This window comes from Hymenobacter siberiensis, assembly GCF_018967865.2.
GTDB lineage: Bacteria > Bacteroidota > Bacteroidia > Cytophagales > Hymenobacteraceae > Hymenobacter > Hymenobacter siberiensis.
The window spans coordinates 496358-518676 of record NZ_JAHLZY020000001.1; the positions used below are offsets into that span (position 1 = coordinate 496358).

Annotated in this window: 17 protein-coding genes; 8 read left to right on the forward strand and 9 right to left on the reverse strand. The window is 64.3% G+C overall.

Annotated elements, in window-relative coordinates; translation table 11 throughout:
- Positions 1-6: 6 nt before the first annotated feature.
- Positions 7-657: a methyltransferase domain-containing protein gene (locus tag KQ659_RS02125; RefSeq protein ID WP_216679009.1), complete on the reverse strand. Its 651-nt coding sequence runs from the start codon at positions 655-657 to the stop codon at positions 7-9.
- A 38-nt stretch (positions 658-695) separates the two neighbouring features.
- A complete protein-coding gene (locus tag KQ659_RS02130) occupies positions 696-3227 on the reverse strand; it encodes an excinuclease ABC subunit UvrA (protein WP_216685458.1) in 2532 nt (843 codons plus the stop codon).
- Positions 3228-3534: 307 nt separating this feature from the next.
- Here KQ659_RS02130 and KQ659_RS02135 point away from each other — a divergent pair, with 307 nt between their 5' ends.
- From KQ659_RS02135 to KQ659_RS02145, 3 genes are all read left to right on the forward strand, one after another.
- The gene (locus KQ659_RS02135) at positions 3535-4299 is read left to right on the forward strand and encodes a hypothetical protein (protein WP_216685457.1); all 765 of its coding nucleotides are present in this window, start codon (positions 3535-3537) and stop codon (positions 4297-4299) included.
- A 93-nt stretch (positions 4300-4392) separates the two neighbouring features.
- Positions 4393-4785 (forward strand): hypothetical protein, encoded by a 393-nt coding sequence (locus KQ659_RS02140; protein WP_216679005.1) that lies wholly within the window; start codon positions 4393-4395, stop codon positions 4783-4785.
- 6 nt (positions 4786-4791) lie between these two features.
- The gene (locus KQ659_RS02145; protein ID WP_216690364.1) at positions 4792-5751 is read left to right on the forward strand and encodes a hypothetical protein; all 960 of its coding nucleotides are present in this window, start codon (positions 4792-4794) and stop codon (positions 5749-5751) included.
- A 73-nt stretch (positions 5752-5824) separates the two neighbouring features.
- On the opposite strand, the gene KQ659_RS02150 is transcribed toward KQ659_RS02145, so the two are convergent.
- The 7 genes from KQ659_RS02150 to pxpB form a co-directional block, all read right to left on the reverse strand.
- A complete protein-coding gene (locus KQ659_RS02150; RefSeq protein WP_216685453.1) occupies positions 5825-6181 on the reverse strand; it encodes a hypothetical protein in 357 nt (118 codons plus the stop codon).
- Positions 6182-6189: 8 nt separating this feature from the next.
- Entirely contained in the window at positions 6190-7710 is a 1521-nt protein-coding gene (locus KQ659_RS02155; protein ID WP_216685452.1) for an NCS1 family nucleobase:cation symporter-1, read from the reverse strand.
- A 313-nt stretch (positions 7711-8023) separates the two neighbouring features.
- Positions 8024-9613, reverse strand: coding sequence for a glycerol-3-phosphate dehydrogenase/oxidase (locus KQ659_RS02160; RefSeq protein ID WP_226915679.1), 1590 nt, complete (start codon positions 9611-9613; stop codon positions 8024-8026).
- A gap of 186 nt (positions 9614-9799) precedes the next feature.
- Complete coding sequence (locus tag KQ659_RS02165) at positions 9800-10996, reverse strand: NRAMP family divalent metal transporter (RefSeq protein ID WP_216679001.1); 1197 nt, start codon at positions 10994-10996, stop codon at positions 9800-9802.
- Positions 10993-11775 carry a LamB/YcsF family protein gene (locus KQ659_RS02170; RefSeq protein WP_216679000.1) on the reverse strand — a complete coding sequence of 261 codons (783 nt, stop codon included), beginning with the start codon at positions 11773-11775 and terminating at the stop codon, positions 10993-10995. Before KQ659_RS02170 ends, KQ659_RS02165 begins: the two co-directional genes overlap by 4 nt.
- A gap of 146 nt (positions 11776-11921) precedes the next feature.
- A complete protein-coding gene (locus KQ659_RS02175) occupies positions 11922-12923 on the reverse strand; it encodes a 5-oxoprolinase subunit C family protein (RefSeq protein ID WP_216690363.1) in 1002 nt (333 codons plus the stop codon).
- On the reverse strand, positions 12920-13636 hold the full coding sequence (gene pxpB / locus KQ659_RS02180) for a 5-oxoprolinase subunit PxpB (protein ID WP_216690362.1): 717 nt from the start codon (positions 13634-13636) through the stop codon (positions 12920-12922). Before pxpB ends, KQ659_RS02175 begins: the two co-directional genes overlap by 4 nt.
- A gap of 152 nt (positions 13637-13788) precedes the next feature.
- Between pxpB and KQ659_RS02185 the strand changes: the two genes are divergently transcribed.
- From KQ659_RS02185 to KQ659_RS02205, 5 genes are all read left to right on the forward strand, one after another.
- The gene (locus KQ659_RS02185; protein ID WP_216690361.1) at positions 13789-16344 is read left to right on the forward strand and encodes a M1 family metallopeptidase; all 2556 of its coding nucleotides are present in this window, start codon (positions 13789-13791) and stop codon (positions 16342-16344) included.
- A gap of 43 nt (positions 16345-16387) precedes the next feature.
- A complete protein-coding gene (locus KQ659_RS02190; protein WP_216690360.1) occupies positions 16388-17686 on the forward strand; it encodes a hypothetical protein in 1299 nt (432 codons plus the stop codon).
- A gap of 234 nt (positions 17687-17920) precedes the next feature.
- Positions 17921-19360, forward strand: coding sequence for an amidohydrolase (locus KQ659_RS02195; protein ID WP_216690359.1), 1440 nt, complete (start codon positions 17921-17923; stop codon positions 19358-19360).
- Positions 19361-19547: 187 nt separating this feature from the next.
- The gene (locus KQ659_RS02200) at positions 19548-21614 is read left to right on the forward strand and encodes a S9 family peptidase (RefSeq protein WP_216685447.1); all 2067 of its coding nucleotides are present in this window, start codon (positions 19548-19550) and stop codon (positions 21612-21614) included.
- A gap of 209 nt (positions 21615-21823) precedes the next feature.
- Complete coding sequence (locus KQ659_RS02205) at positions 21824-22312, forward strand: peptide deformylase (RefSeq protein ID WP_216685446.1); 489 nt, start codon at positions 21824-21826, stop codon at positions 22310-22312.
- The last annotated feature ends 7 nt before the right edge of the window (positions 22313-22319 follow it).

Consider the following 22319-nt stretch of genomic DNA (forward strand, 5'->3'; position numbering starts at 1 on the left):
ATCGCCTTACGGCATGAGCCCGGCGTTGGTCCGGGCCACCACGGCAAACAACGGGTCGGAATGGCCGGGCGGCTGCGGGCTGCGGTCGAGCAGCTCAATGGCTTGCCAACCGCCCGCGGCCAGTAAATACTGACGCACCAGGGCCAGGTGGCCGCGGTCGTCGAGGGCATGCCAGGCGGCCACGGCTTTGCTGGGAAAGCAGCGGTTGGAGAAGGTGATGACCAACGGGGCCCCGGGGCGCAGCACGCGGGCCAGCTCGCGCAGCACGGCTACTGGCTGGGTCAGGTAGTCGATGGACACGCAAATAGAGGCACCGTCGAATTGCTGGTCGGCGAAGGGCAGGGTGGGTTGCGCGTTCAGGTCCTGCACCACGTGGGCGTTGAGGCGTGGGTTGGCGCGAAGCTCGGCGGCGTTCATGCCCAGTCCTACTACATGGCGGTAGGCAATATCGGCCGGGAGGTGGCTCACCCAACTGCTCATCAAATCGAGCAGCGTGCTGTCGGGCGCGAAGTACTCGCGGTAGAGCTGGGTGACGGCGGCAATGGCTGCGTCGTCGATGTGCGTGACGAAGCGCGGGTGGTGGTAAAACTCCGCGTCGGGGGTTTCGTCCTGGCGAACGAAGAATTTGTCGGGTAGCGGTGGGGGAGTGGGATTCATCTTTTTTAGGGGATGTCGGGCTACGTTCTACCGCAACCTCATCCCATGAACTGCCTTAGGTACGGCGCGGTTTGGCTGCCCTTGGCCAGGGCCACCGTGCGCGGCGGGCCGGCGGCTACCACGCGGCCGCCGTCTTCGCCCGCGCCGGGGCCGATGTCGATAACCCAGTCGGAGCCGGCTACTACGCGCATGTCGTGCTCCACCACGATGACGGTATTGCCGGCGGCCACCAGGCCTTCGAGCTGCAGCATCAGCTTCTCAACATCCGAGGGGTGCAGGCCGGTGGTGGGCTCATCGAGAACGTACAACGTGTTGCCGCGCCCAATGCGCTGGAGCTCGGTGGCCAGTTTGATGCGCTGAGCCTCGCCGCCGCTCAGCTCGGTGGCGGGCTGGCCGAGGCGCAGGTAGCCCAGGCCCACCTCGCGCAGCACGGTGAGGGCGCGGAAGATGGCGGGCTCGTCGGCGAAGAATGCCCAAGCGTCGTCCACGGTCAGGCCCAGCACTTCGGCGATGTTGAGGTCGCGGTACTGCACCTCGAGGGTTTTGGCGTTGTAGCGCGCGCCGTGGCACACTGGGCAGGGCGCGTACACGCTGGGCAGAAACAGCAGTTCGACCATCACGAAGCCTTCACCGGCGCAGTTTTCGCAGCGGCCCTTGGCTACGTTGAAGGAGAAGCGGCCGGCATCGTAGCGGCGCTTGCGGGCCTCGGGGGTGGCGGCGAAGAGCTTGCGAACGTGGTCGAACAGGCCGGTGTAGGTGGCCATGTTGGAGCGCGGCGTGCGGCCGATGGGCTTCTGGTCGACGCGCACGAGGCGCTTGATATTTTCCAGCCCGGCGGTGATGTGGCCGCCGAGGGTGACGGGCGCGGGCTGCGCCAGGGCATCGGTTTCCTCTTCCTCGGGGGCGATTTCCTGCCCCAGGCTTTCGGCCACCAATTCTACCAGCACCTGACTCACGAGGCTGGATTTGCCCGAGCCCGACACGCCCGTAACCGTGGTGAACACGCCCAGTGGAAATTCTACATCAAGCTGGATGAGGTTGTTGCGCGTCACGCCGGCCAGCTTCAGCCAGCCGGTAGGGGTGCGCGGCGGCTGGTCGGGCAGGGCGGGCGCATCGAAGAGAAACTGCCGCGTCTGCGATTCGGCGATGGCCTTGAGGCCTTCGGGCGGGCCGCTGTAGAGGATTTGGCCGCCCTTCTCGCCGGCGGCCGGGCCCACGTCTACGAGCCAGTCGGCCTGGCGGATAACGTCTAAATCGTGCTCGACCACGAACAACGAGTTGCCGGCGCGCTGCAGGCCGGCCAGGGCCTGCAGCAGCGCCTCGGTATCGGCCGGGTGCAGGCCGGCGCTGGGCTCATCGAGCACATATACCACGCCGAAGAGGTTGGAATACAGTTGCGTGGCCAGTCGCAGCCGCTGCAATTCGCCGGGCGAAAGCGTGGGCGTGCCACGCTCCAACGACAAGTAGCCCAGGCCTAAATCGAGCAGCACCGTAAGCCGCGCCGCCAAATCCTCGGCAATGCGCCGGGCCACGATGGCCTGCTCCGGATGCTCCGTATCGTGCTGCTGCTTGCCGGCTTTGCCCTCGGCAAAGGGCTGCAACAGCGCTGCTAGCCGCTTGAGTGGCAGGCGCGACATTTCGGCAATATCCAGCCCGGCAAAATTCACCGACAGCGACTCCACCCGCAGGCGCTTGCCGTGGCAGGTGGGGCAGTCGGAGCCCAGCATGTACTGGGCTACGCGGCGCTTCATCAGGGCGCTTTGGGTGGTGGCGAAGGTGTGCAGCACATGCCGTTTCACGCCCGTGAACGTGCCCATGTAGTTGGGCGGCTCGCGGCGCTTGATGGCCCGCTGGGTTTGCTCGGGCGAGTAGCCGGGGTACACCGGCAGCACGGGCTGCTCGTCGGTGAAGAGAATCCAGTCGCGGTCCTTTTGCGGCAAATCCTGCCAGGGCGTGTCCACATCATAGCCCATGCTCACCAGGATGTCGCGCTGGTTCTGGCCGCCCCAGGCCTGCGGCCAGGCCGCAATGGCCCGCTCCCGAATGGTGAGCGTGGGGTCGGGCACCATGGTCTGCTCCGTCACTTCATACACGCGGCCCAGGCCGTGGCAGGTGGGGCAGGCCCCCTCGGCGGTGTTGGGCGAAAAGGCTTCGGCGTAGATGATGCCCTGGCCGGCCGGGTAGTCGCCGGCCCGCGAGTAGAGCATGCGCAGCAGGTTGGCCAGCGTCGTGACCGAGCCCACTGACGAGCGGGTGCTGGGCGCGCCGCGCTGCTGCTGTAGGGCCACGGCCGGCGGCAGCCCCTCAATGCTGGTAACTTCGGGCACGGCCATCTGGTGAAACAGCCGCCGGGCGTAGGGCGACACCGATTCGAGGTAGCGGCGCTGGGCCTCGGCGTAGAGCGTGCCGAACGCCAGGCTGCTTTTGCCCGAGCCCGATACGCCGGTGAACACCACCAGCGCATCGCGCGGAATGTCGACATCGACGTTTTTGAGGTTGTGCTCGCGGGCGCCGCGCACCCGCACGAAGCCGGTGAAATTGGTGGGGGAGGGGGAAGGAGTTGTTGGCATAATGGGAAAAAGCCCCGCCGGAACCAGGCAGGCAACGCTGCTATACGCGGGCTGCGGCCTGGCAGGCCAACTATTGCCGCTTACGGGGTGGCTGGTGCCGCATTTGTTGCCCGGGCCGAAATCTCCGTAGTTTTAGCCGCACCTTTTCACCGCTATTTCCAATTCAATGCGTCCATTCTACTTCTGCCTGTGCTGCTGCCTGTTGCTGAGTGCGCCGGTTTTTGCCTAGTTTTCCCGCACCATCGCCGAATTCAAGCGCGACCGCGACCAGGAAACCCAGCTGCTGCGGACCCAACCGCTGCTGGTAGTGTTGAAGCAGGAGGACGAAAAACAGTTGAAAAAGCTGGCCAAAAAGCCCGACGGCCTGCGGGCTTATCAACAATCTATTGCCTTGGGCAACGCGCTGCTAAAAGAGGTGGCCGGCCCGGGCTGGACGTTTTCCCCGAAAGTGGAATATAAGTTAGAGGCTGAGCTGGCGGCCTTGGTAGCGGCCAATACCGGCCAGCTCAACGTGCTTGATTTTGATGCGGTTGACTACCTCGATGCCCCGCCTCCCATGCGCCGCTATGGCGAGCCTGGCCCAGTACTAGCGGGGCACCGCGACGAATTGCTGAGCTTCCGCCTGCGCATATTCCTGAAGCAGATTGATTTTACCGTGCACAATGAGCCCCTACTCAATAACACGCCGAACCCGAGCGACGCACTGTACTGCGTGAAAATACTGGAGCAGTACGCCGCTGGGACTGGCCCGCAGCGCGTGAAGTCGGGCAGCACGCCCCCTTTGTTGCTGTTGTGTCAGGACGACCGTGCGCCCGGCCTGACCGACGCGCAGATAAAGCAGGTCTATCCCTATTCGTATCAGTTCGTAGCGCGGCCTGAATATGAAAAAGCCGTGCACGAAGCCTCTCCGGGGGTAGCCTTCGTGCGGATGGCGTGGCAGGCTTACGGCACCATCTCGCCAATGGCTTATGCCTTGCCCGGCTTCGGCATCGTGAGCGACTTACACCGGCTAAAAGGCCCGTTGATTACTCTGCAGGATTTCAAAAGCTTTAAGAAAACGTTGTTGCGCTAAGCGGCTCCCGCGCCGCCCGGCCCTTCGGTATCTGCCGGGTCGGTAGTCCGGGAAATCGTGCCTAATCTTGAGGCTGCAATCGCCTTCCTTTCCGTGAAATTATTTCTACTTGCGGCACTGCTGGCCGGGGTCAGCCTCAGCGCCCGCGCCCAAACCTATTACCTCGACCTGACCAATCAGGCCCTGACGCTATCCGACAACACGCTGGGGGTGGAGCAGGTGGTGGACGGCCGCGCCGGACAGCCGCCCATCGGCATCGTGTATCGGGGGCTGAATGGAAAATCGGCCGCCGTGGCCTTCCGGCAGGGGCTGGAAACGGAGCTCACCAGTTTTCTGCAAATTCAGCTGCCCGTGCGGGCGGCGGGCGGGCATACCGTGGTACTGTGCGTGCGCAGCCTGCACATTGGCGAAATCATGGGGGGCAAAAAGCAGCAGGCCATTGCCGAGCTGACGGCCGATGTGTACGAGCAACTTACTGATGGCTAAAATTTTGTGCGGGGTGTTGGGGCGCATGCCAGCGCCTACGGATACGAAACCACCGGCCGCCACGCCGGCCACTTGGCCCAGCTGCTGAGCCAGTGCCTGGGCCAGACCACCGATGCCGAATGGGCTACCGTGGCCCGGCAGCCTGCCCGCACCATGGCCCAGCTGCCGGCCGACGCTCCTGCTGCCCTGGGCACGGCCGGCCGGGGCGCGGCCATTCTGCGCGAAGCACCGCGCCGGGGGCTGTACTACCGGTTCGAGCATTTTCTGGCCAACCGGCCCGATACTGTTTCGCCGTTTTTTGTCGATACCATCCGGCGGCGCTACAAGAGCGCGCTGGCCACGGCCCAGTGGCTGCGCGTGGCGCGGGTGCGGCCGCTGGCGGGCTCGGCCGCGCACCACGGCGGTGTGCCGCCCGACCTGTGGGGCTTCTCGGATGGCCGCCAGGTATTCGTGCTCCACGACAAGCAGTTTTTCCCGCTGATGCGTCAGGGGAGCTTTTTCACGTTCGTCGGCGAGGCGCTTGATGACCAATTGTACGCCGCCGCCCAAGTCCAGAGCCAATCGAAAGGAATGTTGATTGCCGGGGCGGTAGGGGCGGCCCTGGCCCAAACCTACATCCCCGACCACAGCGCCGAGCCCACGGCCTACGGGCTGGATATGCGCACCGGGGCCATTGCGCCCTACCCCGGCGCGCATACCTCAGTGCGGACCGATACGGCTTACATCTACGTGTACCGCCCGGCCCAGGCCGCCGGCGCGCCCCCGCTCAAAGTGTATGTTGATGGCCACGAAATGGGCACCCTCGGGGCCGGGCAATACCTGGAGCTGCCTTGGGCGCGCTTCGGCAAGCCCTTGCAGCTGTGCCTTGGCAGCTGGCCCGTGGCCAAGCCCTGCCAGTTTGTGGTGCCCAACACCACGCGCCTCAACTACCTGAAAGTGAATGAGCCCGCCGCCCCTCAGCCCTGACAGTGGATGACGCCGGCCCAGGGCGCGGCCGACCTCGACGAACTGGACAGGCGCGCCAGATAGGTGGCTGGCTTCAGGCGGCCGGCGGGGTTGGGTTCAGCAGGGCCAGCACGGCGGCCGGGTCTGCTACTTCGATGATGAGCTGGTGGTAATCCTCATCGTACAGGTCGATGATGACGGCGTGGTCGATGTTGGCAACGTCCCAGAAAATCTGCTGGCCTTCGAAGTAGAATGTGCCGGCCGTGAGCAGGCCCGGTACGTGGGTGCCCACGCGCCAGCCTTTCCACCAGCGGCCCACGGCTTTGGCATCCTGCCGGGCCCCGCGAATGTGGGAGCGCGGGATGGTGAGCTGGCTTTTCAGGGCCCAGAGCTTGTGCATGCCCTGTACATTGAACACGACGACATCGCCCTGCGGCTTTACTTCTACCATGAGGAAAGTTATCGGGGGATTGAAGAAAATGCCTCGGCCAGTACGCCGGCCGGCGCTGCGGTTTCGGTGGGCTGCCCACGCATCAACAGCATATAAACTGCCCCCGATACCCCAAAACCCACAAACCAGGCGTAGTTGTACACGGCTACCAGCGTCGGCCACACCGCGCCTTTTTCCAGCACGCCAATGGCCGTGAGGAAGCCCGGCACGTTGGGCAGCACCCCGATGACGAGGGCGATGATGGCGGCCGGATTGAAGCCGCCCCGGTAGGCGTAGCGGCCGTGGTACTGGTACAAATCGGGCACGTTAAGCTGTTGGCGGCGGATGAGGTAATAATCGACAATCATGATGCCGCCAATGGGCCCGAGCAGCCCCGAATAGCCCACCAGCCAGGTGAAAATGTAGCCCGAAGGGTCGGTAATGAGCTTCCAGGGAAATATCAGCACGCCCAGCACGCCGGTGAGGTAGCCGCCGGTTTTGAAGCTGATGCGCTCGGGTGAGAAGTTGGCGAAGTCGTTGGCGGGGCTCACGATGTTGGCCGCGATGTTGGTGGCCAGCGTGCTCAGGGCCACGGCAATCATGGCGAAGCTCACCAGCAGCTTGCTGTCGAAGCGGCCGGCCAGCACCACCGGGTCCCAGATGGTTTTGCCGTAGATGATGAAGGTGGCCGATGTCACGACCACGCCCACAAACGAGAATAACGTCATGGACGCGGGCAGGGCCAGCGCCTGCCCCAGCTGCTGCGCCCGCTGGCTGACGGCGTAGCGCGTGAAATCCGGGATATTGAGCGAGAGCGTGGCCCAGAACCCCACCATGCCCGTGAGCGAGGGAAAAAAGAAGGCCCAGAACTGCGCGCTGGTCGTGAATTTGCTCGGCTGCGCCAATATCGGCCCCAGCCCGTGCCCGGCCGAAATAGCCCACCACAGCAGCGCCAGCGCTGCCAGCGGCAGGAAAAATGCCTTGAACACCAGTAGTTTGCGAATGCTCTCGACCCCGAGGTACACCACATACATGTTCAGCAGCCAGAAGAGAAAAAACACCAGCGCCGGCCCCGTGGCCAGGCCCCAGCTGGCCGGGAAAATGGCCGGCAGCGTGCCCAGCGCGGGCACCCACAGCACGGCCATCTGATACAGCGCGTAGCCCCCAATCCAGGTCTGAATACCGAACCAGCCACAGGCGATGATGGCTCGGAGCAGGGCCGGCACGTTGGCTCCACGCACCCCGAAGCTGGCGCGGGCCAGCACCGGAAATGGGATGCCGTAGCGCGTCCCGGCCCGGCCATTGAGCAGCATGGGGGCCAGCACAATGGTGTTGCCGAGGAAGATGGTGAGCAGCGCCTGCCACCAGTTCATGCCGCCCTCGATGAGCGAGCTGGCCAGCATGTAGGTCGGGATGCACAGGCTCATGCTAATCCAGAGCGCGGCGTAGTGGCCCGTGCCCCAGGTGCGCTCGGCAAAAGGCACCGGGGCCAGGTCGAGGCTGGTGAGACCGGGGGCGGGCGGGGAGGCGGTTTCCAGTGAAGGGCTCATGCGATTATCCGTAAAAAGGCCGGGCTAATGTAATCACCTAACCCATAAGTGCATCATGTCGAGCGCCGCCGACATATCTCGCGTGCCGTCACAGCCAAGCAGAAATACCGGTATGCTCCGGTCCGACCGCTCTAGGCGGTCCGACCGGTTGAAGCACCCCCGATTTCGTCCTCACGACAACCGGTCCGACCGCCTAGGGTGGTCGGACCGGAGCTTACGGGTACTTCTGCACAAGTGCCTGATTATTGGGGTACTGCTCCGAGCGAGGTGTCTCGACGGCGCTCGACATGATGTTCTGTGTTTTTCTGATTCATTAACTGGCCAACTGGTATCCCCGCGCCAGCTCCGCGAAGGCCGCCACCTGCCCGGCTTGCCAGGCGGCATCGTGGCCCAGCTCCTGGACCAGCAGGGCGGCTACGGTGGGGGCGGCGCGTATTGCAGCGGCGGCATCCAGAAACAGCAGGCGTACACGCCGGGCCAGCACGTCTTCCACGGTGCGGGCCAGCTCGTGGCGGGCGGCCCACACTACTTCGGCCAGTAAGAATTCAAATGCTGAATCCAGCTTCGCGCCCAGCGCCGGATTGTCGGCAATGAGTTTTGATAGCGCCGGCTGGTCGCTGCCGTAGGCAGCTAAGTGGGCTGGGCCGCCGGAATTTTCGGTTGATGAGGCCGCGCCGTGAATGGCCAGGTGCGCCGTGTGGCTGGCGGCGGCCGGCAGCTGGTGCAGCTTAATAGCTTGGTCGATGGTATCCTGGCCCATGCGGCGGTAGGTGGTCCACTTGCCGCCCGTGATGGTGATGAGGCCGCTGGCCGAAGCCACGATTTTGTGGCGGCGTGATACCTCCTTGGTTTTGGTGGAGCCCGCAGCTGAGGCCGCTAGCGGGCGCAGGCCCACGAAGATGCTGCGCACATCGGCGCGGGTAGGCGCACGGGTGAGGTACTGTGCGGCGGTGCGCAGCAGAAAGTCGATTTCGGCTTCCTGGGCGCGGGGTTCCAGGGTGGCAGTGGGCACGGGCGTATCGGTGGTGCCCAGCACGATGCGGCCCTGCCACGGCACGGCGAATAGCACGCGGCCATCGTCGGTGTGCGGAATCATGAGGGCCGCTGTGCCGGGCAGAAATGCCTGGTCCAGCACGAGGTGCACGCCCTGGCTGGGCTGCACCAGCGGCCGGGCTTTCAGTTCGTCAAGCTGCCGGATTTCATCCACGAAAATGCCGGTGGCATTTACTACGGTTTTGGCCCTTAGCTCATATTCGCGGCCGGTTTCGAGGTCGGTGGCGCGCACGCCGGCCACGCGGCCGTGGGCGTCTTTCAGCAGGCCATGCACCGCGCAGTAGTTGAGGGCCGTGCCGCCGTGGTCGAGGCAGGTCTGGGCCAGGTTTATGGCCAGGCGGGCGTCGTCGAACTGGCCGTCGTGGTACAGCACGCCGCCGCGTAGGCCGGCCGGGCGTAGAGTGGGCAGCTGCCGCAGGGTTTCGGCCCGGCTCAGGTGGGTGGATGTGCCCAGGCTGAGGCGCCCGGCCAGCAGGTCGTATAGCTTCAGGCCGATGGTGTAGAACGGGCCGCCCCACCAGGTATAGTTCGGGATGATAAACGCCTGATTGTGGCACAGGTGCGGCGCATTCTGCAGCAGCAGGCCGCGCTCGTGCAGCGCCTCGCGCACCAGCCCGATATCGCCCTGCGCGAGGTAGCGCACGCCGCCGTGCACCAGCTTGGTGCTGCGGCTGCTGGTGCCTTTGGCAAAATCAGCCTGCTCCAGCAGCAGCGTTTTGTAGCCCCGGCTGAGGCCGTCGAGCGCCACGCCCAGCCCCGTGGCCCCCCCGCCGATGACGATGAGGTCCCAGGCGGGGGTATCGGTCAGCTGTTGGATTAGCGTTTCGCGGCGGTAGGGGGGGAGCATCATGTCGCTTTATACGGCGCAGGCGGCGGAACCTCACCCCCGGCCCCTCTCCAAAAGAGAGGGGAGCCATGGCGGCACGGGCATTTTTCTAAACGGTTTCGAAATCCCAACCTAGAGGCCGTTCGGCTCCCCTCTCTTTTGGAGAGGGGCTGGGGGTGAGGTTTTACGTCAGGCGGCGATTCAAACCACTCACCGCAGCATTCCGCCCACCTGGTCTACCAGCACGGGGATGCTCAGGCCGCCCATCACCATCACTACTATCCAGCCGGCGGCCAGCATCCAGCGCGGGTGGCGGTAGTTGCCCATCAGGCGGCGGCTGGTGGCTGCTACCAGCACGATGCCCAGCGCGATGGGCAGAATCAGCCCATTGATGGCCCCGGCGAAAATGAGCAGCTGCGTGGGCTTGCCGATGAAGACAAAAATACTGGTTGATAGAATGATAAACACTGAAATGCACGCCCGCTCATACCGCGCAAAAACCGGGTGAAAGGTCTTGAAAAACGATACCGACGTGTACGCCGCGCCCACCACCGACGAAATAGCCGCGCTCCACAAAATCACCCCGAACACCCGGAAGCCCACCTCGCCTGCCGCCGCGCGGAATACGCCCGCCGCCGGGTTGTCGGCCTCCAGCACTGCCCCGTGGCTGAGCACGCCCACAATGGCCAGAAACAGCACAAACCGCATCACCGTGGAAATAACGATGCCGCTCACGGCACTACGCGTCACTTCCGCTTGGTTTTCAATGCCCTTGATGCCCGCATCGAGCAGCCGGTGCGCGCCCGAAAACGTGATGTAGCCGCCCACCGTGCCGCCCACAATCGTCACAATAGCGGCCGCGCTGATTTTGACCGGCAGCAGCGTGTGGTGCAGTGCCTGCAACAGGGGAGGGTGCGCGCTGAAGGCAATGCCCAGCGTGAGCAGAATCTTGACGGTGCCGAGAATCTTGGTGAAGCCGTCGAGCATCTTCCCGATTTCGCGCACCCAGAACAGCAGCAGCGCCACCCCGCAGCTGATGATGGCGCCCTGCTCGTAGCTCAGGCCGGTGAGTACATTCAGCCCCAGCCCGCAGCCCGCAATGTTGCCGATATTGAAGGCGAAGCCGCCCAAAATAACCAGCGCCGCCAGCAGGTAGCCCAGTCCCGGCAGCAGCCGGTTGGCCAGGTCCTGCGCCCGCAGCTCGCTCACCGTGAGGATGCGCCAGGTGTTGAGCTGCGCGCCTACATCGAGCACCACCGAAATCAGAATGACAAACCCGAAGCTGGTGAGCAGCTGCTGGGTAAATACCGTGGTCTGGGTAAGAAACCCCGGCCCGATGGACGAGTTGGCCATCAGAAATGCCGCCCCCAGGCTGGCCCCACCGAATGTGCGAAACTTCGGCTTCATCGGGCGCTTTTTGAGTTGGTGGCTTGCAGCTGCACGCCGGCGGCGCGTAGCTCTGTGTTCAGGCGCTGGGCAAATTCGAGGGCGTGGGCCCCGTCGCCGTGCAGGCACACGGTATCGGCCCGGATGGCCACGTCGGTGCCCTGCTGGGTGCGTACGCCGCCGCCTTGCACCATGCGCAGCACCTGCGCAATGGCCACGTTGGCATCGGTGATGAGGGCGTCGGGCTGGCGGCGCGGGGTGAGGGTGCCGTTGGCCTGGTAAGTGCGGTCGGCAAATACTTCGTGGGCGGTGCGCAGGCCCAACTGCTCGCCGGCTTTGGTGAGCTCGGAGCCGGCCAGGCCGTAGAGCACCAGTTCGGGCTGCACCTTGTACACGGCTTCGGCAATGGCGGTGGCCAGCGCGGCGTTGGTGGCGGCCATGTTGTAGAGCGCGCCGTGGGGCTTGAGGTGGTGGAGGTAGCCGCCCTCGGCCTTCGCCACGGCCTGAATGGCTCCCAGCTGATACACCGTCATATCAAAGGCTTCTTCGGGCGAAATGGCTATGTCGCGCCGGCCGAAGCCCACCAAATCGGGCAGGCCGGGGTGGGCCCCAATGGCCACGTTGTGCTGTAGCGCGGCCCGCACGGTGGCGCGCATCACGGCCGGGTCGCCGGCGTGGTAGCCGCAGGCAATGTTGGCCGAGGTGATGAAGGGCATGAGCGCGGCATCGTGGCCCAGGGTCCAGGCCCCGAAGCTTTCGCCCATGTCGCAGTTCAGGTCAACGGAGTGGGTTGGGGGCATAAGCAGGGAAAGAGGAATAAATAAGCCAATAAGAACGTCATGCTGAGCGCAGCCGAAGCATCTCGCGTGGGGTAGTAATCAAATCGATTCGGAATTAGTGGTGGCACACGAGATGCTTCGGCTGCGCTCAGCATGACGTTCTTATTTCAGACTCGAAAAACCGCTGCAATCCCGCTTTGCAACCCGCGCAGCCGCGCTTCCTGCGCAAGGTACAGCGCCTGCGCCTCGTCCAGCGTCAGTTTCTCAAACCGCAGCTGCTGCCCCGGCCGCGCCTGCGCCAGCGCCGAAAAATCGGCACTGATAACCTGCGCCAGGCGGGGGTAGCCGCCGGTGGTCTGGTGGTCGGCCAGCAGCACAATGGGCTGCCCGCCGGCCGGCACCTGCACCGTGCCGAGCGTAACGGCGCTCGACAGCAGCTCCGTCGCGGCGGGCCGCTCAAGTTTCGGCCCCTGCAGGCGGTAGCCCATGCGGTCGGCCTCGGGCGTGATGGTGAACGGCTCCCGCCAGAAAGCCCGCTGGCTGGCGGCCGAAAACTGCGCGTACTCCGGCCCGGGCACGGCGCGGATAACGGGCTCTGGCCGGGGCATTGGGCACAGGTCCGGGCCGGGCGTGAAGCGGGCCTGGTTCCATTGTTCTTGGCTGTTGAAAAGGGAAGCCCGAATTGCCGCGCCAGTGGCGGAAGACTCACCAATTGGCAGCTCATCACCCGCCCGCAATGCCCGGCCATCCAATCCTCCAAAGCCAGCCCGTAAATACGTGCTGCGGCTGCCCAGCACCAGCTGCACGGCCACGCCGCCCGCCACCGCCAGGTACGCCCTGCATCCCGCCACGGCCGGCCCAAATGCCAGCTCCGCGCCGGCCGCCACCCAAATGGCGCGGTCCCGCCCCACCGGCTGCCCGTTGAGGGTGGGGGAAAAGTGCGCCCCGGTAAGGGCAATAAGGTGGTTGGTTTCGAAGCGGATTTTTGGGCCGAGCAAGGTGCTTTCGAGGCCGGCGGTATTGTCCTCATTACCCACCAGCAGGTTGGCCACGCGCAGGGCCACGGCATCCATCGCGCCACTCACGATGATGCCATGCTGCTGGTAGCCGAAGCGGCCGAGGTCCTGCACGGTGGTCAGCAGGCCGGGACGGAGAATGTGCAGACTCATGGCTGCGGCGGCTGAATCTCCGCAAACTCCGCCTCTGAAATTGCCACAAACCGCAGCTTTTGCCCCGCCCGCAGCCGGCTGGGCTGCTCCCATCCGGCATCGAACAGCGCCAGGGGCGTGCGGCCAATAAGCTGCCAGCCGCCCGGCGTGGGCAGCGAGTAAATCCCCGTTTGCGGCCCCGCGATGCCTACCGTGCCGGCCGGTACCAGCGGGCGCGGCTGCGGCCGGCGCGGCGTGGCCAGCCGCGCATCGAGCCCGCCCACGTAGGGGAAGCCGGGTGCGAAGCCAATCATATGCACCAAGTATTCGGGGGCCGTGTGCAGGGCAATTACTGCCGCCGGGCTCAGTCCGGTGTGCTGGGCTACGAAGGCTAAATCCGGCCCGAACGCGCCGCCGTAGCACACCGGGATTTCCACTACTTTGGTTTCTTCGGCGGCTTCAGCTTCTCCAGAAACCGGGAGTAGCTCGCGCAGCTGGGCCGCCACCCGCTCGTAGGGCATGTGCTGGCCGTTGCCGCTGGCCAGCCACGGGTCGTAATAGACGGTGAGTGTAGTGAAGGCGGGTACCATCTCGCGCAGGCCCGCAAACGGCTGCCGCAGCAGCCGGGCGCTGAAAGCCGCGATGGCCCGGTGCGTAGCCGCACTGATATCGTTGCCGAATTCCAGCACCACGGCCGCATCGCCTAGCGGGTACAGCCGCACGGGCAATGACATGGCAGACGGCGGCAGCACGGTACTCACGAAGCAGCGGTTACTTTTGAAGCTCTCAGCACTGGCCTATTCCAATGACATTTCGCTTTTGTAAATATGGCAGGGCCGGGGCGGTTCTGCTCGCACTGCTTGCCACCGCCTGCCACCGCGCGCCCATGTTCACCACGCCCGTGACCACTGCGAAAGCGCCGCTGCCCACCGAGCCCACCGAGCCCGACCCGCCCGTGACCACCGGCGTCTCCGAAATGGTGGCCGTGGCGCGCAAGGCCACCATCAGCGGGGTGGCCTATAACCTTAGCCTGCATGTTCCGGCGCTGAAAACGGAGCCCATTGAAGCCATTGAGCAGGTTTCCTTCAATCTGAAGGATAATCGCCACCCGGTACAGCTTGACTTTAAAGCCCCCACCGGCCACCTGCACAGCCTCATCGTCAACGGCCAGCCCGTGGCCCTCGACCACCGCAACGAGCACCTCGTGCTGCCTGTCGCCGCCCTGCGCCGGGGCCATAACGTGGCCGAAATTCGCCTGCGGGCTGGCGAGCAGTCACTCAATCGCAACGACGATTACCTCTACACGCTGCTGGTGCCCGACCGCGCCCGCACCGTCGTGCCCGTGTTCGACCAGCCCAATTTGAAAGCCACGTTCACGCTGGCCCTCACCGTGCCCGCCGGCTGGCAAGCCATAGCCAACGCCCCCGTGCAGGATTCGACCCTGAATGGAGCAACGAAACAGTATCTTTTTGCTGCTTCCGACAGCATGAGTACCTACCTGTTTTCCTTCGCGGCGGGTAAGTTCACGCGGCTAAACCGGACGCTGAACGGCCGGGCTATGAGCCTGCTGCACCGCGAAACCGACTCCACGAAGCTGCGTCTGAGCCTCGACCCCATTTTCCAGCTGCACGCCGATGCGCTGGCGTTTATGACTGCGTACACCGGCCTGCCGTACCCGTTTCAGAAGTTTGATTTCGTGGCCATTCCCGACTTCCAATACGGGGGCATGGAGCACGTGGGGGCCATTGATTACAAGGCCTCTACGCTGTTTCTGGACGAGGGTGCGACCCAGGACCAGGTGCTGGCCCGCAGCAGCCTGATAGCGCACGAAACGGCGCACATGTGGTTCGGCGATTTGGTGACCATGCAGTGGTTCAACGACGTGTGGATGAAGGAGGTATTCGCCAATTTCATGGCCGATAAAATCACGCAGGTGGCCGTCAAAAACTCGAACTACGACCTCAAATTCGTTATCGACCACTACCCCGCCGCCTACGGCATCGACCGCACCGCCGGGGCTAACCCCATTCGCCAGCCGCTGACCAACCTGCAGGACGCGGGCTCGCTCTACGGCAATATCATCTACCACAAAGCGCCCATCATGATGCGCCAGCTGGAGCGCCTGATGGGGCCCGAACCCTTCCGCGATGGCCTGCGCGAATACCTCAAAACCTACGCCCACGGCAACGCCACCTGGCCCGACCTCATCAAAATCCTCGACGCCCGCACGCCTGCCGACCTACAAGCCTGGAACCAGGTGTGGGTGAACCAGCCCGGCCGCCCTGTCTTCACCGCCGACCTGCAAACCAGCGCCAATAAAATCACCAGCCTCACCCTCACCCAGCGCGCCGAAGATGGCTCCGACCGCCTCTGGCCCCAGCTCTTCGAAGTGCTGCTGATGTACCCCGACGGCCACACCAAAGAGCTGACCGTGAACATGAACGCGCGTACCGTGCCCGTAACCCAGGCCGTGGGCGAGCCCGCCCCGCGCCTCGTGCTTTACAACTCGTCGGGCCTGGGCTACGGCGTGTTTCCGACCGCCCCGGCGCTAACCGCGCAGCTTTCGAAGCTGAAAAACCCGGTGGCCCGCGCCGCCGCCTACGTCAACCTTTACGAGAACATGCTCAACGGCCAGGTTATCCGGCCGCTGGCGCTGCTCAGCGTGTATCGGCAAGCCCTTACCCTGGAGCCCGAGGAGCTGAATCTGAAGCTGCTCACAGGGCAGGCCAGCGCTGTTTTCTGGCAGTTTCTCACGCCCACCCAGCGGCTGGCCGTGGGGCCGGCTTTGGAGAAGGACCTGTGGGCGGCATTGCAGAAAAACCCCTCGGTCAATTCCCAGAAGCTGCTTTTCAAAACCTACCAGTCCGTGGCGCTCAGCCTGCCGGCGCAGGCCCGCCTCTACCACATCTGGCAAACCGAAAAAGCGCCCGCCCGCGTGAAGCTGACTGAGGACGACTACACCGCCCTGGCCCTGGCGCTGGCCGTGCGCGACTATCCGGCCGCTGAGCCCATTCTGCCCCAGCAGCTGGCCCGCATCAAAAACCCCGACCGCCGCCAACGCCTCGAATTCCTGATGCCCGCCCTTTCGCCCGACGGGGCTACCCGCGACGCTTTTTTTGCTTCGCTGAAAGACAAAGCCGGCCGTGCCAAAGAGGCCTGGGTGACGGCCGCGCTGGGTTATCTGCACCACCCGCAGCGCCAGGCCACGTCCGAAAAATACCTGCCCGCCAGTTTGGATTTGCTCCAGGAAATCCAGCTCACCGGCGATATTTTCTTCCCCTACGGCTGGTTGCAGGCTTCGCTGGGCAGCTACCAATCGGCCACGGCCGCCGCCACGGTGCGGGCCTTTCTGGCCGCGCATCCGGACTACAACCCGCAGCTGCGCGCCAAGCTGCTGCAAGCCAGCGACGACCTGCTGCGAGCCGAGAAGCTGGCGCGGTAGTGGTGCTGACGTGACGCATAGGCCTACTCAAATCACCGAAATAATGGTCAGTCCCAGTAGCATCAAAAGCAGCTTCCGCCATGCCATCCAACGCGGTACCGGCCGGGCTCATTTGCTGGCCCTGGCCCATCCCGGGGTCGATTTTTCGTCGTCTATTATTGAGGCGGCGCTGAAGAATTTTGCCTACGACGGGCAGTCCGAGCCCAGCCGCGCACTTTATCTCTACGAGCTGTATTGCCTGTCGGCGCAGCAGGGCCGGATTCGGCGGGCCGTGCTGCAGGCTTTGGCCACGGAACAGGATGATACCTGGACGCTGACTCAGCTATTTGCGTTGGCTTTGCTTTTTGCGCAGCACGGCGATGCCGCCGCCCGCCAGGCCATGTACCGCCGTTTTCTGAACCACCCGATTAGCGGTTCCGATTGGGTTGGGGCCGAAGAAATTATGACGCTAGATGGCCTAGAAGGGCTTCAATACATTGCGCGCAAATTTGGCCGGGTTCTGGCCCGAAACCCCGATGACTGGCAGGACGACCACCTCATTCTCGCCTTCCAAGAGCAGCATCCCGCCGTGGATGCCTGGGCGGAATTGCGGCAGCTAGCCGAGCAGGACGAGGACGTGCGCCGCTACCTGCGATGCGTGCAGGCCACGCGCGAGCTGCGGGCTGCCCCACCCGAGCCTCAGCCCCAGCCCGGCTTGGACGACCTTCTGCAAAGCGCCAGTCGCGCCTACGGTCGCTTTGCGCTGAGGCGGGCTGCGCTGAAACCCGACGAAATTCTGCAGCTGGCCGAGCGCCTGCTGACGGAGCAAAACCAAAAAGTGCGGGAAAATCTGCTGCACGTTTTCACCCGGATTAAATTTCCGCTGGCCTACCAGCCCATCCTGGCATGGGCCCGCCAGAAGATAAACAGCCAAAACCGCCTCACGATTGAATACGCCATCGAAGCCTTGCAACACCTGCACGCGCCGGACATCCGCGCATTTGCGTTGGAACGATTGGCAGCTACTAGCCGCCCTGGCCGGTATACCGACCTGCTCGTCAGCAATTATCAGGCGGGCGATGCCCCGCTACTGACCAGTCTCGTGGCTCGCACCCACGATGAGCACATGCTGGAAATGCTGGCCGGCAGCTACACCGCTATTTACCGGCTCAATAAGACGCCGGAATGCGCCGCGCCCTTGCTGGCCCTGTATCAGAAGATGACTTGTGGCATTCACCGCCGGGACGTCGTGGAGTTGCTTATTGAAAACGAGGTGCTGCCGGCCTGGCTGAACGAGGAGTTCCCGTTCGATAGCTACGTCGAAACGCGCTTGCTGCACCAGCCTCGTTCTATACTGCGGTAGCGAAGAACCGCTCGCATCCTGTGTCAGCACTTTCTCCACTAGCAGCAGCGGCTTCGCGACACCCAAAAGCAGGTTGGGGAAAAGCATCAACCGGTGGAATATAATGAAAGGCCCAGTCCCTTTAAGAATGCTTCCGGCCCCCGATGCAGCGTGGCATTTTGCCGTAATCTGGTGGTAATTTCGGCCGGGCCAGGCAGGCTGGTCCGCCGATGTATTTCTCCGAAAATTCTCCCGATGAAAAAAACCATTACTCTGGCATTGCTGGGCACCGCCCTGCTGGCGTCCTTCCGCCCGGCCCTGCCGCCCACCGAAGCCCTCAAAACCGAAGCCCTGCAGGATTTGCAGGCCCACTACGCCGAGTACCAGCAAGTGGCGCAGCGCATCTGGGGCTTTGCCGAGATGGGCTATAAGGAAACCAAAAGCTCGGCGCTGCTGCAGGAAACCTTGCGCAAAAACGGCTTCACGGTGCAGGCCGGCGTGGCCGATATTCCCACGGCGTTTGTGGCCACCTACGGCAGTGGCCAGCCGGTTATCGGCATCTTGGCCGAGTACGATGCGCTGCCGGGCCTGGCCCAGGAGGCCGTGGCCGATAAGTCGCCCATTGCCGGGCAGAACGCGGGCCACGGCTGCGGCCACAACCTCTTCGGCACGGCCAGCGTGGCGGCCGGCATCGAAATCAAAAAGCTGCTGAAGGAAGGCAAGCTGCACGGCACCGTGAAGGTGTACGGCTGCCCGGCCGAGGAGGGCGGCAGCGGCAAGGTGTACCTGGTGCGGGCCGGCCTGTTCAACGGCGTGGATGCCGTGCTGCACTGGCACCCCGGCAGCGAAAACGCCACGATGGTGGGCAAGTATATTGCTAATTCGTCGGCCAAATTCCGGTTTCACGGCGTGGCCGCGCACGCCGCCGCCGCGCCCGAGCGGGGCCGCAGCGCCCTCGACGGCGTGGAGGCTATGGACAACATGGTGAACATGATGCGCGAGCACGTGCCCCAGGAAACCCGCATTCACTACGTTATCACCAACGGCGGTAAGGCCCCCAACGTAGTGCCCGATTTCGCCGAGGTGTACTACTACGTGCGCCACCCCAACCGCGCTGAGGTAGAGGCCGTGTTTGCCCGCGTGGTGAAAGCCGCCGAGGGCGCCGCCCTGGGCACCGGCACCACCATGGACTATGAAATCATCGGCGGCACGCACGATTTGCTTATCAACGAAACCCTGGCCCACACCCTGCAGCGCAACCTGGAGCAGGTGGGCGGCGTGAGCTACACGGCCGAAGAAGCCGCTTTCGGCAAGAAAATTCAGGAGTCGCTGGGCGCGCCCGCGCCGCCCGTAGCTCAGGCCGCCGAAGTATCGCCTTACCTGCTGCGCGACCTCGGCGGCAGCAGCGACGTGGGCGACGTGAGCTACGTGGTGCCAACCGTGGGCCTGATGGCCGCCACCTGGATACCCGGCACGCCCGCCCACAGCTGGCAGGCCGTGGCGTGCAGCGGCAAAGAAATTGGCAGCAAAGGCATGATGGTGGCCGCCAAAACCATGGCCCTCACCGCTATCGACCTGTTCAGCGATGCCGAATTGGTGGCTAAGGCGAAAGCGGAGCTAAAGCAGAAAGTGGGCAGCTACGTGTACAAACCCCTGCTCGGCGACCGCAAGCCGGCGCTGAACTACCGCGACTAACGCACCCGCTGCTTTGAAAAGCTGGGTGGCAGCCGTCCGTCATGCTGGAAACAGAACGTCATGCCGAGCGCAGCCGAGGTATCTCGCTTGGGGTAACAACTCAATCGTGAGGACGATTCGAGCGCGATGCCTCGGCTGCGCTCGGCATGACGTTCTTTATCACTATATTTTAATCATCTCTCGTCCCATGAAAAACTTCTCCTCCTGGCACCTGGCCCTGCTGTGGCTGCTGTTGCTGCCTACGGCGGCCCTCCGGGCTCAAAATCGCCCTTTTGAGCTGGGCGACCTGGCCAAAATGACCGGCTTGGCCGACCCGCAGTTTTCGCCCGATGGCAAAAGTATTGCCCTGGTGGTGACCACGCCCGACTACGCCGAAGACCGGTTTCTGACCAGCCTGGTACTGGTGAACCCGGCCAACGGGGAGCAGCGCACGCTGGCGGCCGGCCGCCTCGGCCTGACGCAGCCTCGCTGGTCGCCCAACGGCCAGGAGCTGGCTTACCTGGTCAAAACCGGGGCCGGCAAGGACTCGGTGCCGCAGCTGTTTGTGCAGGCCCTGCGCGGCGGCGAACCCCGCCGGCTTACCAATGCCCGCAGAGGCGTGCAGCACTACGCCTGGCGGCCCGACGGCGGGACGGTAGCCTACGTGACGGCCGACAAGGCCAGCAACGCAGCCGGCCCGCCCGACAAGGGCTACGACGCGTTTGAGGTGGGCAACAACGACCTGTTTCTGGGTGCCGCGCCTACGGTTTCGCACATCTGGCTGGTGCCGGCGGCCGGTGGCGCGGCCACCCGCCTCACCTCCGGCGCGTGGAGCCTGCCGGTGACCATTCCGCCGGGCGCCCCCTCGTCGCCCCTGTCCTGGAGTGCCGATGGCAAGTCGCTGACCTTCGTGCAGGTGCCGGGGCCGTATTCCGGCGATGGCAACCAGCGCACCGCGCAGGTGCTGAACGTGGCCGATGGTACTGTGCGCCCCCTCACCGGCCGCAAGATGCTGGAGGGCTACCCCACGTTTTCGCCCGATGGCAGCCAGCTTTCCTACTGGTACCCGCGCCAGGGCAACACCAACAACATCAACGAAATATGGGTAACGCCCGCGGCCGGCGGCGAAGGTCGCAACCTGACCCCAGCCCTAGACCGTGACGTGTTTCGCACCATCTGGATGCCCGATGGCAAGAACCTGCTCCTGGGCGGGCTCGATGGCAACCGCACCGCCCTGTGGCTGCAGCCGCTGAAGGGCGGCGCGGCCCGCAAGCTCAACCTGGGCACGGTGAGCCCGAACTGGTCGTTTTGGGTAGATGTGGCCGTGAGCCGCACCGGCGCCCTGGCCTTCATCGGCACCGACCCCGGCCACCCCGCCGAGCTTTACTACATGGCCTCGCCCACGGCTGCCCCCAAAGCCCTCACCGACTTTCATAAAGAGGTGCGCGCCCTGCAATTGGGCAAGGCCCAGACCCTCACCTGGCAGTCGGACGGCGTGACCAACGATGGCGAGCTGACCTACCCTTCCAACTACACACCCGGCAAAACCTACCCACTGGTGCTCGTTATCCACGGCGGCCCTACGGCCGCTTCCACGGCTACCTTTTCGGCCCAGGCCCAGCTGTTTGCGGGCCGGGGCTACTTCGTGTTCGAGCCCAACTACCGGGGCAGCGACAACCTCGGCAACGCCTACAAAGCCGCCATTACCCACGATGCGGGCGCCGGCCCCGGCCGCGACGTGATGGCCGGCCTGGCCCAGCTCAAGCGCAGCGGGATGGTTGATACTTCCCGCATTGGCGTGAGCGGCTGGAGCTATGGCGGCTACATGACGGTGTGGCTGCTGGGCCACTACCCCGCGCAGTGGCAGGCCGCCGTGGCCGGCGCGGCCGTCACCGACTGGCTCGACCAATACAACCTGGGCGACTCCAACGTGCAGCGCGCCGCCGCCATCGGCCCCTCGCCCTGGCTGAGCGAGGCCAATTTCCAGAACTACCGCGAGCAGTCGCCCATCACCCTGGCCGGCCGTATCCGCACGCCCACCCTCATTCTGGCCAATACCGCCGACCCGCGCGTGCCCGTCACGCAGTCGTACAAGCTGTTTCATGCCCTGAAAGACAATGGCGTGACCACCAAATTCATCGCCTGGCCCGTGCCCGCCCACAACGCCAGCGACCCCGTGCGCCAGCGCGAACGCAACCGCTTCTGGCTGGAATGGATGGACACCTACTTGCAGCCCGGCCGAACGGCGGAGGCCGGGAAGTCCGGTTCAAACTGAGGGTAGGAGTATGATTTTCTGAGCGCCGTTCAGCGTCGTTGAGTACAGTCGAGCGTCATGCTGAGCGGAGTCGAAGCATCTCTACCGCAGTAGTAACCAACATTGGTTGCAACGAAGCGGTAGAGATGCTTCGACTCCGCTCAGCATGACGTTCTTTTCTTTTGTTAATTTCCATTCCGTCCATCCTTCGCCCTAACCCACCCAACCCCATGAAAACCCTCGCCGACATGGTGCTGCTGGGCGACCCGCGCCTCTACGAAGTGTGCGCCCCCGTGACCGAAGCCGACCTGCCCCAGGTAGCCGGCTGGGTGGCCGACCTGCACAACGTGATGCAGGAAGTGCGCGCCAAATACCACTTCGGCCGGGGCATTGCCGCTCCACAGCTTGGCGTGATGAAGCGCCTGGTGTACCTGCACCTCGACGGCCGTCCCATCGTGCTGCTCAACCCAGCGCTGACCGACCTGAGCCCGGAGCTATTCGAGATGTGGGACGACTGCATGTGCTTTCCCAACCTGTTGGTGCGGGTGCAGCGGCACGTGTCCCTCACCGTGACGTACCGCGACGAGCACTGGCAGCCCCAGCGCTGGGAAGTGCAGGGTGACATCGCCGAACTGCTCCAGCACGAATGCGACCACCTCGATGGGGTATTGTGCACCATGCGGGCCATGGATGCGCAGTCGTTTCGCTGGCGGCCGTAGCCGGAAG

Excerpts from the sequence above, each read along its gene's own strand:
- KQ659_RS02125 (WP_216679009.1), bottom strand. The coding sequence starts at position 657 with ATGAATCCCACTCCCCCACCGCTACCCGACAAATTCTTCGTTCGCCAG.
- KQ659_RS02130 (WP_216685458.1), bottom strand. The coding sequence starts at position 3,227 with ATGCCAACAACTCCTTCCCCCTCCCCCACCAATTTCACCGGCTTCGTG.
- KQ659_RS02150 (WP_216685453.1), bottom strand. The coding sequence starts at position 6,181 with ATGGTAGAAGTAAAGCCGCAGGGCGATGTCGTCGTGTTCAATGTACAG.
- KQ659_RS02155 (WP_216685452.1), bottom strand. The coding sequence starts at position 7,710 with ATGAGCCCTTCACTGGAAACCGCCTCCCCGCCCGCCCCCGGTCTCACC.
- KQ659_RS02160 (WP_226915679.1), bottom strand. The coding sequence starts at position 9,613 with ATGATGCTCCCCCCCTACCGCCGCGAAACGCTAATCCAACAGCTGACC.
- KQ659_RS02165 (WP_216679001.1), bottom strand. The coding sequence starts at position 10,996 with ATGAAGCCGAAGTTTCGCACATTCGGTGGGGCCAGCCTGGGGGCGGCA.
- KQ659_RS02170 (WP_216679000.1), bottom strand. The coding sequence starts at position 11,775 with ATGCCCCCAACCCACTCCGTTGACCTGAACTGCGACATGGGCGAAAGC.
- KQ659_RS02175 (WP_216690363.1), bottom strand. The coding sequence starts at position 12,923 with ATGAGTCTGCACATTCTCCGTCCCGGCCTGCTGACCACCGTGCAGGAC.
- pxpB (WP_216690362.1), bottom strand. The coding sequence starts at position 13,636 with ATGTCATTGCCCGTGCGGCTGTACCCGCTAGGCGATGCGGCCGTGGTG.
- KQ659_RS02185 (WP_216690361.1), top strand. The coding sequence starts at position 13,789 with ATGTTCACCACGCCCGTGACCACTGCGAAAGCGCCGCTGCCCACCGAG.
- KQ659_RS02190 (WP_216690360.1), top strand. The coding sequence starts at position 16,388 with ATGGTCAGTCCCAGTAGCATCAAAAGCAGCTTCCGCCATGCCATCCAA.
- KQ659_RS02195 (WP_216690359.1), top strand. The coding sequence starts at position 17,921 with ATGAAAAAAACCATTACTCTGGCATTGCTGGGCACCGCCCTGCTGGCG.
- KQ659_RS02200 (WP_216685447.1), top strand. The coding sequence starts at position 19,548 with ATGAAAAACTTCTCCTCCTGGCACCTGGCCCTGCTGTGGCTGCTGTTG.
- KQ659_RS02205 (WP_216685446.1), top strand. The coding sequence starts at position 21,824 with ATGAAAACCCTCGCCGACATGGTGCTGCTGGGCGACCCGCGCCTCTAC.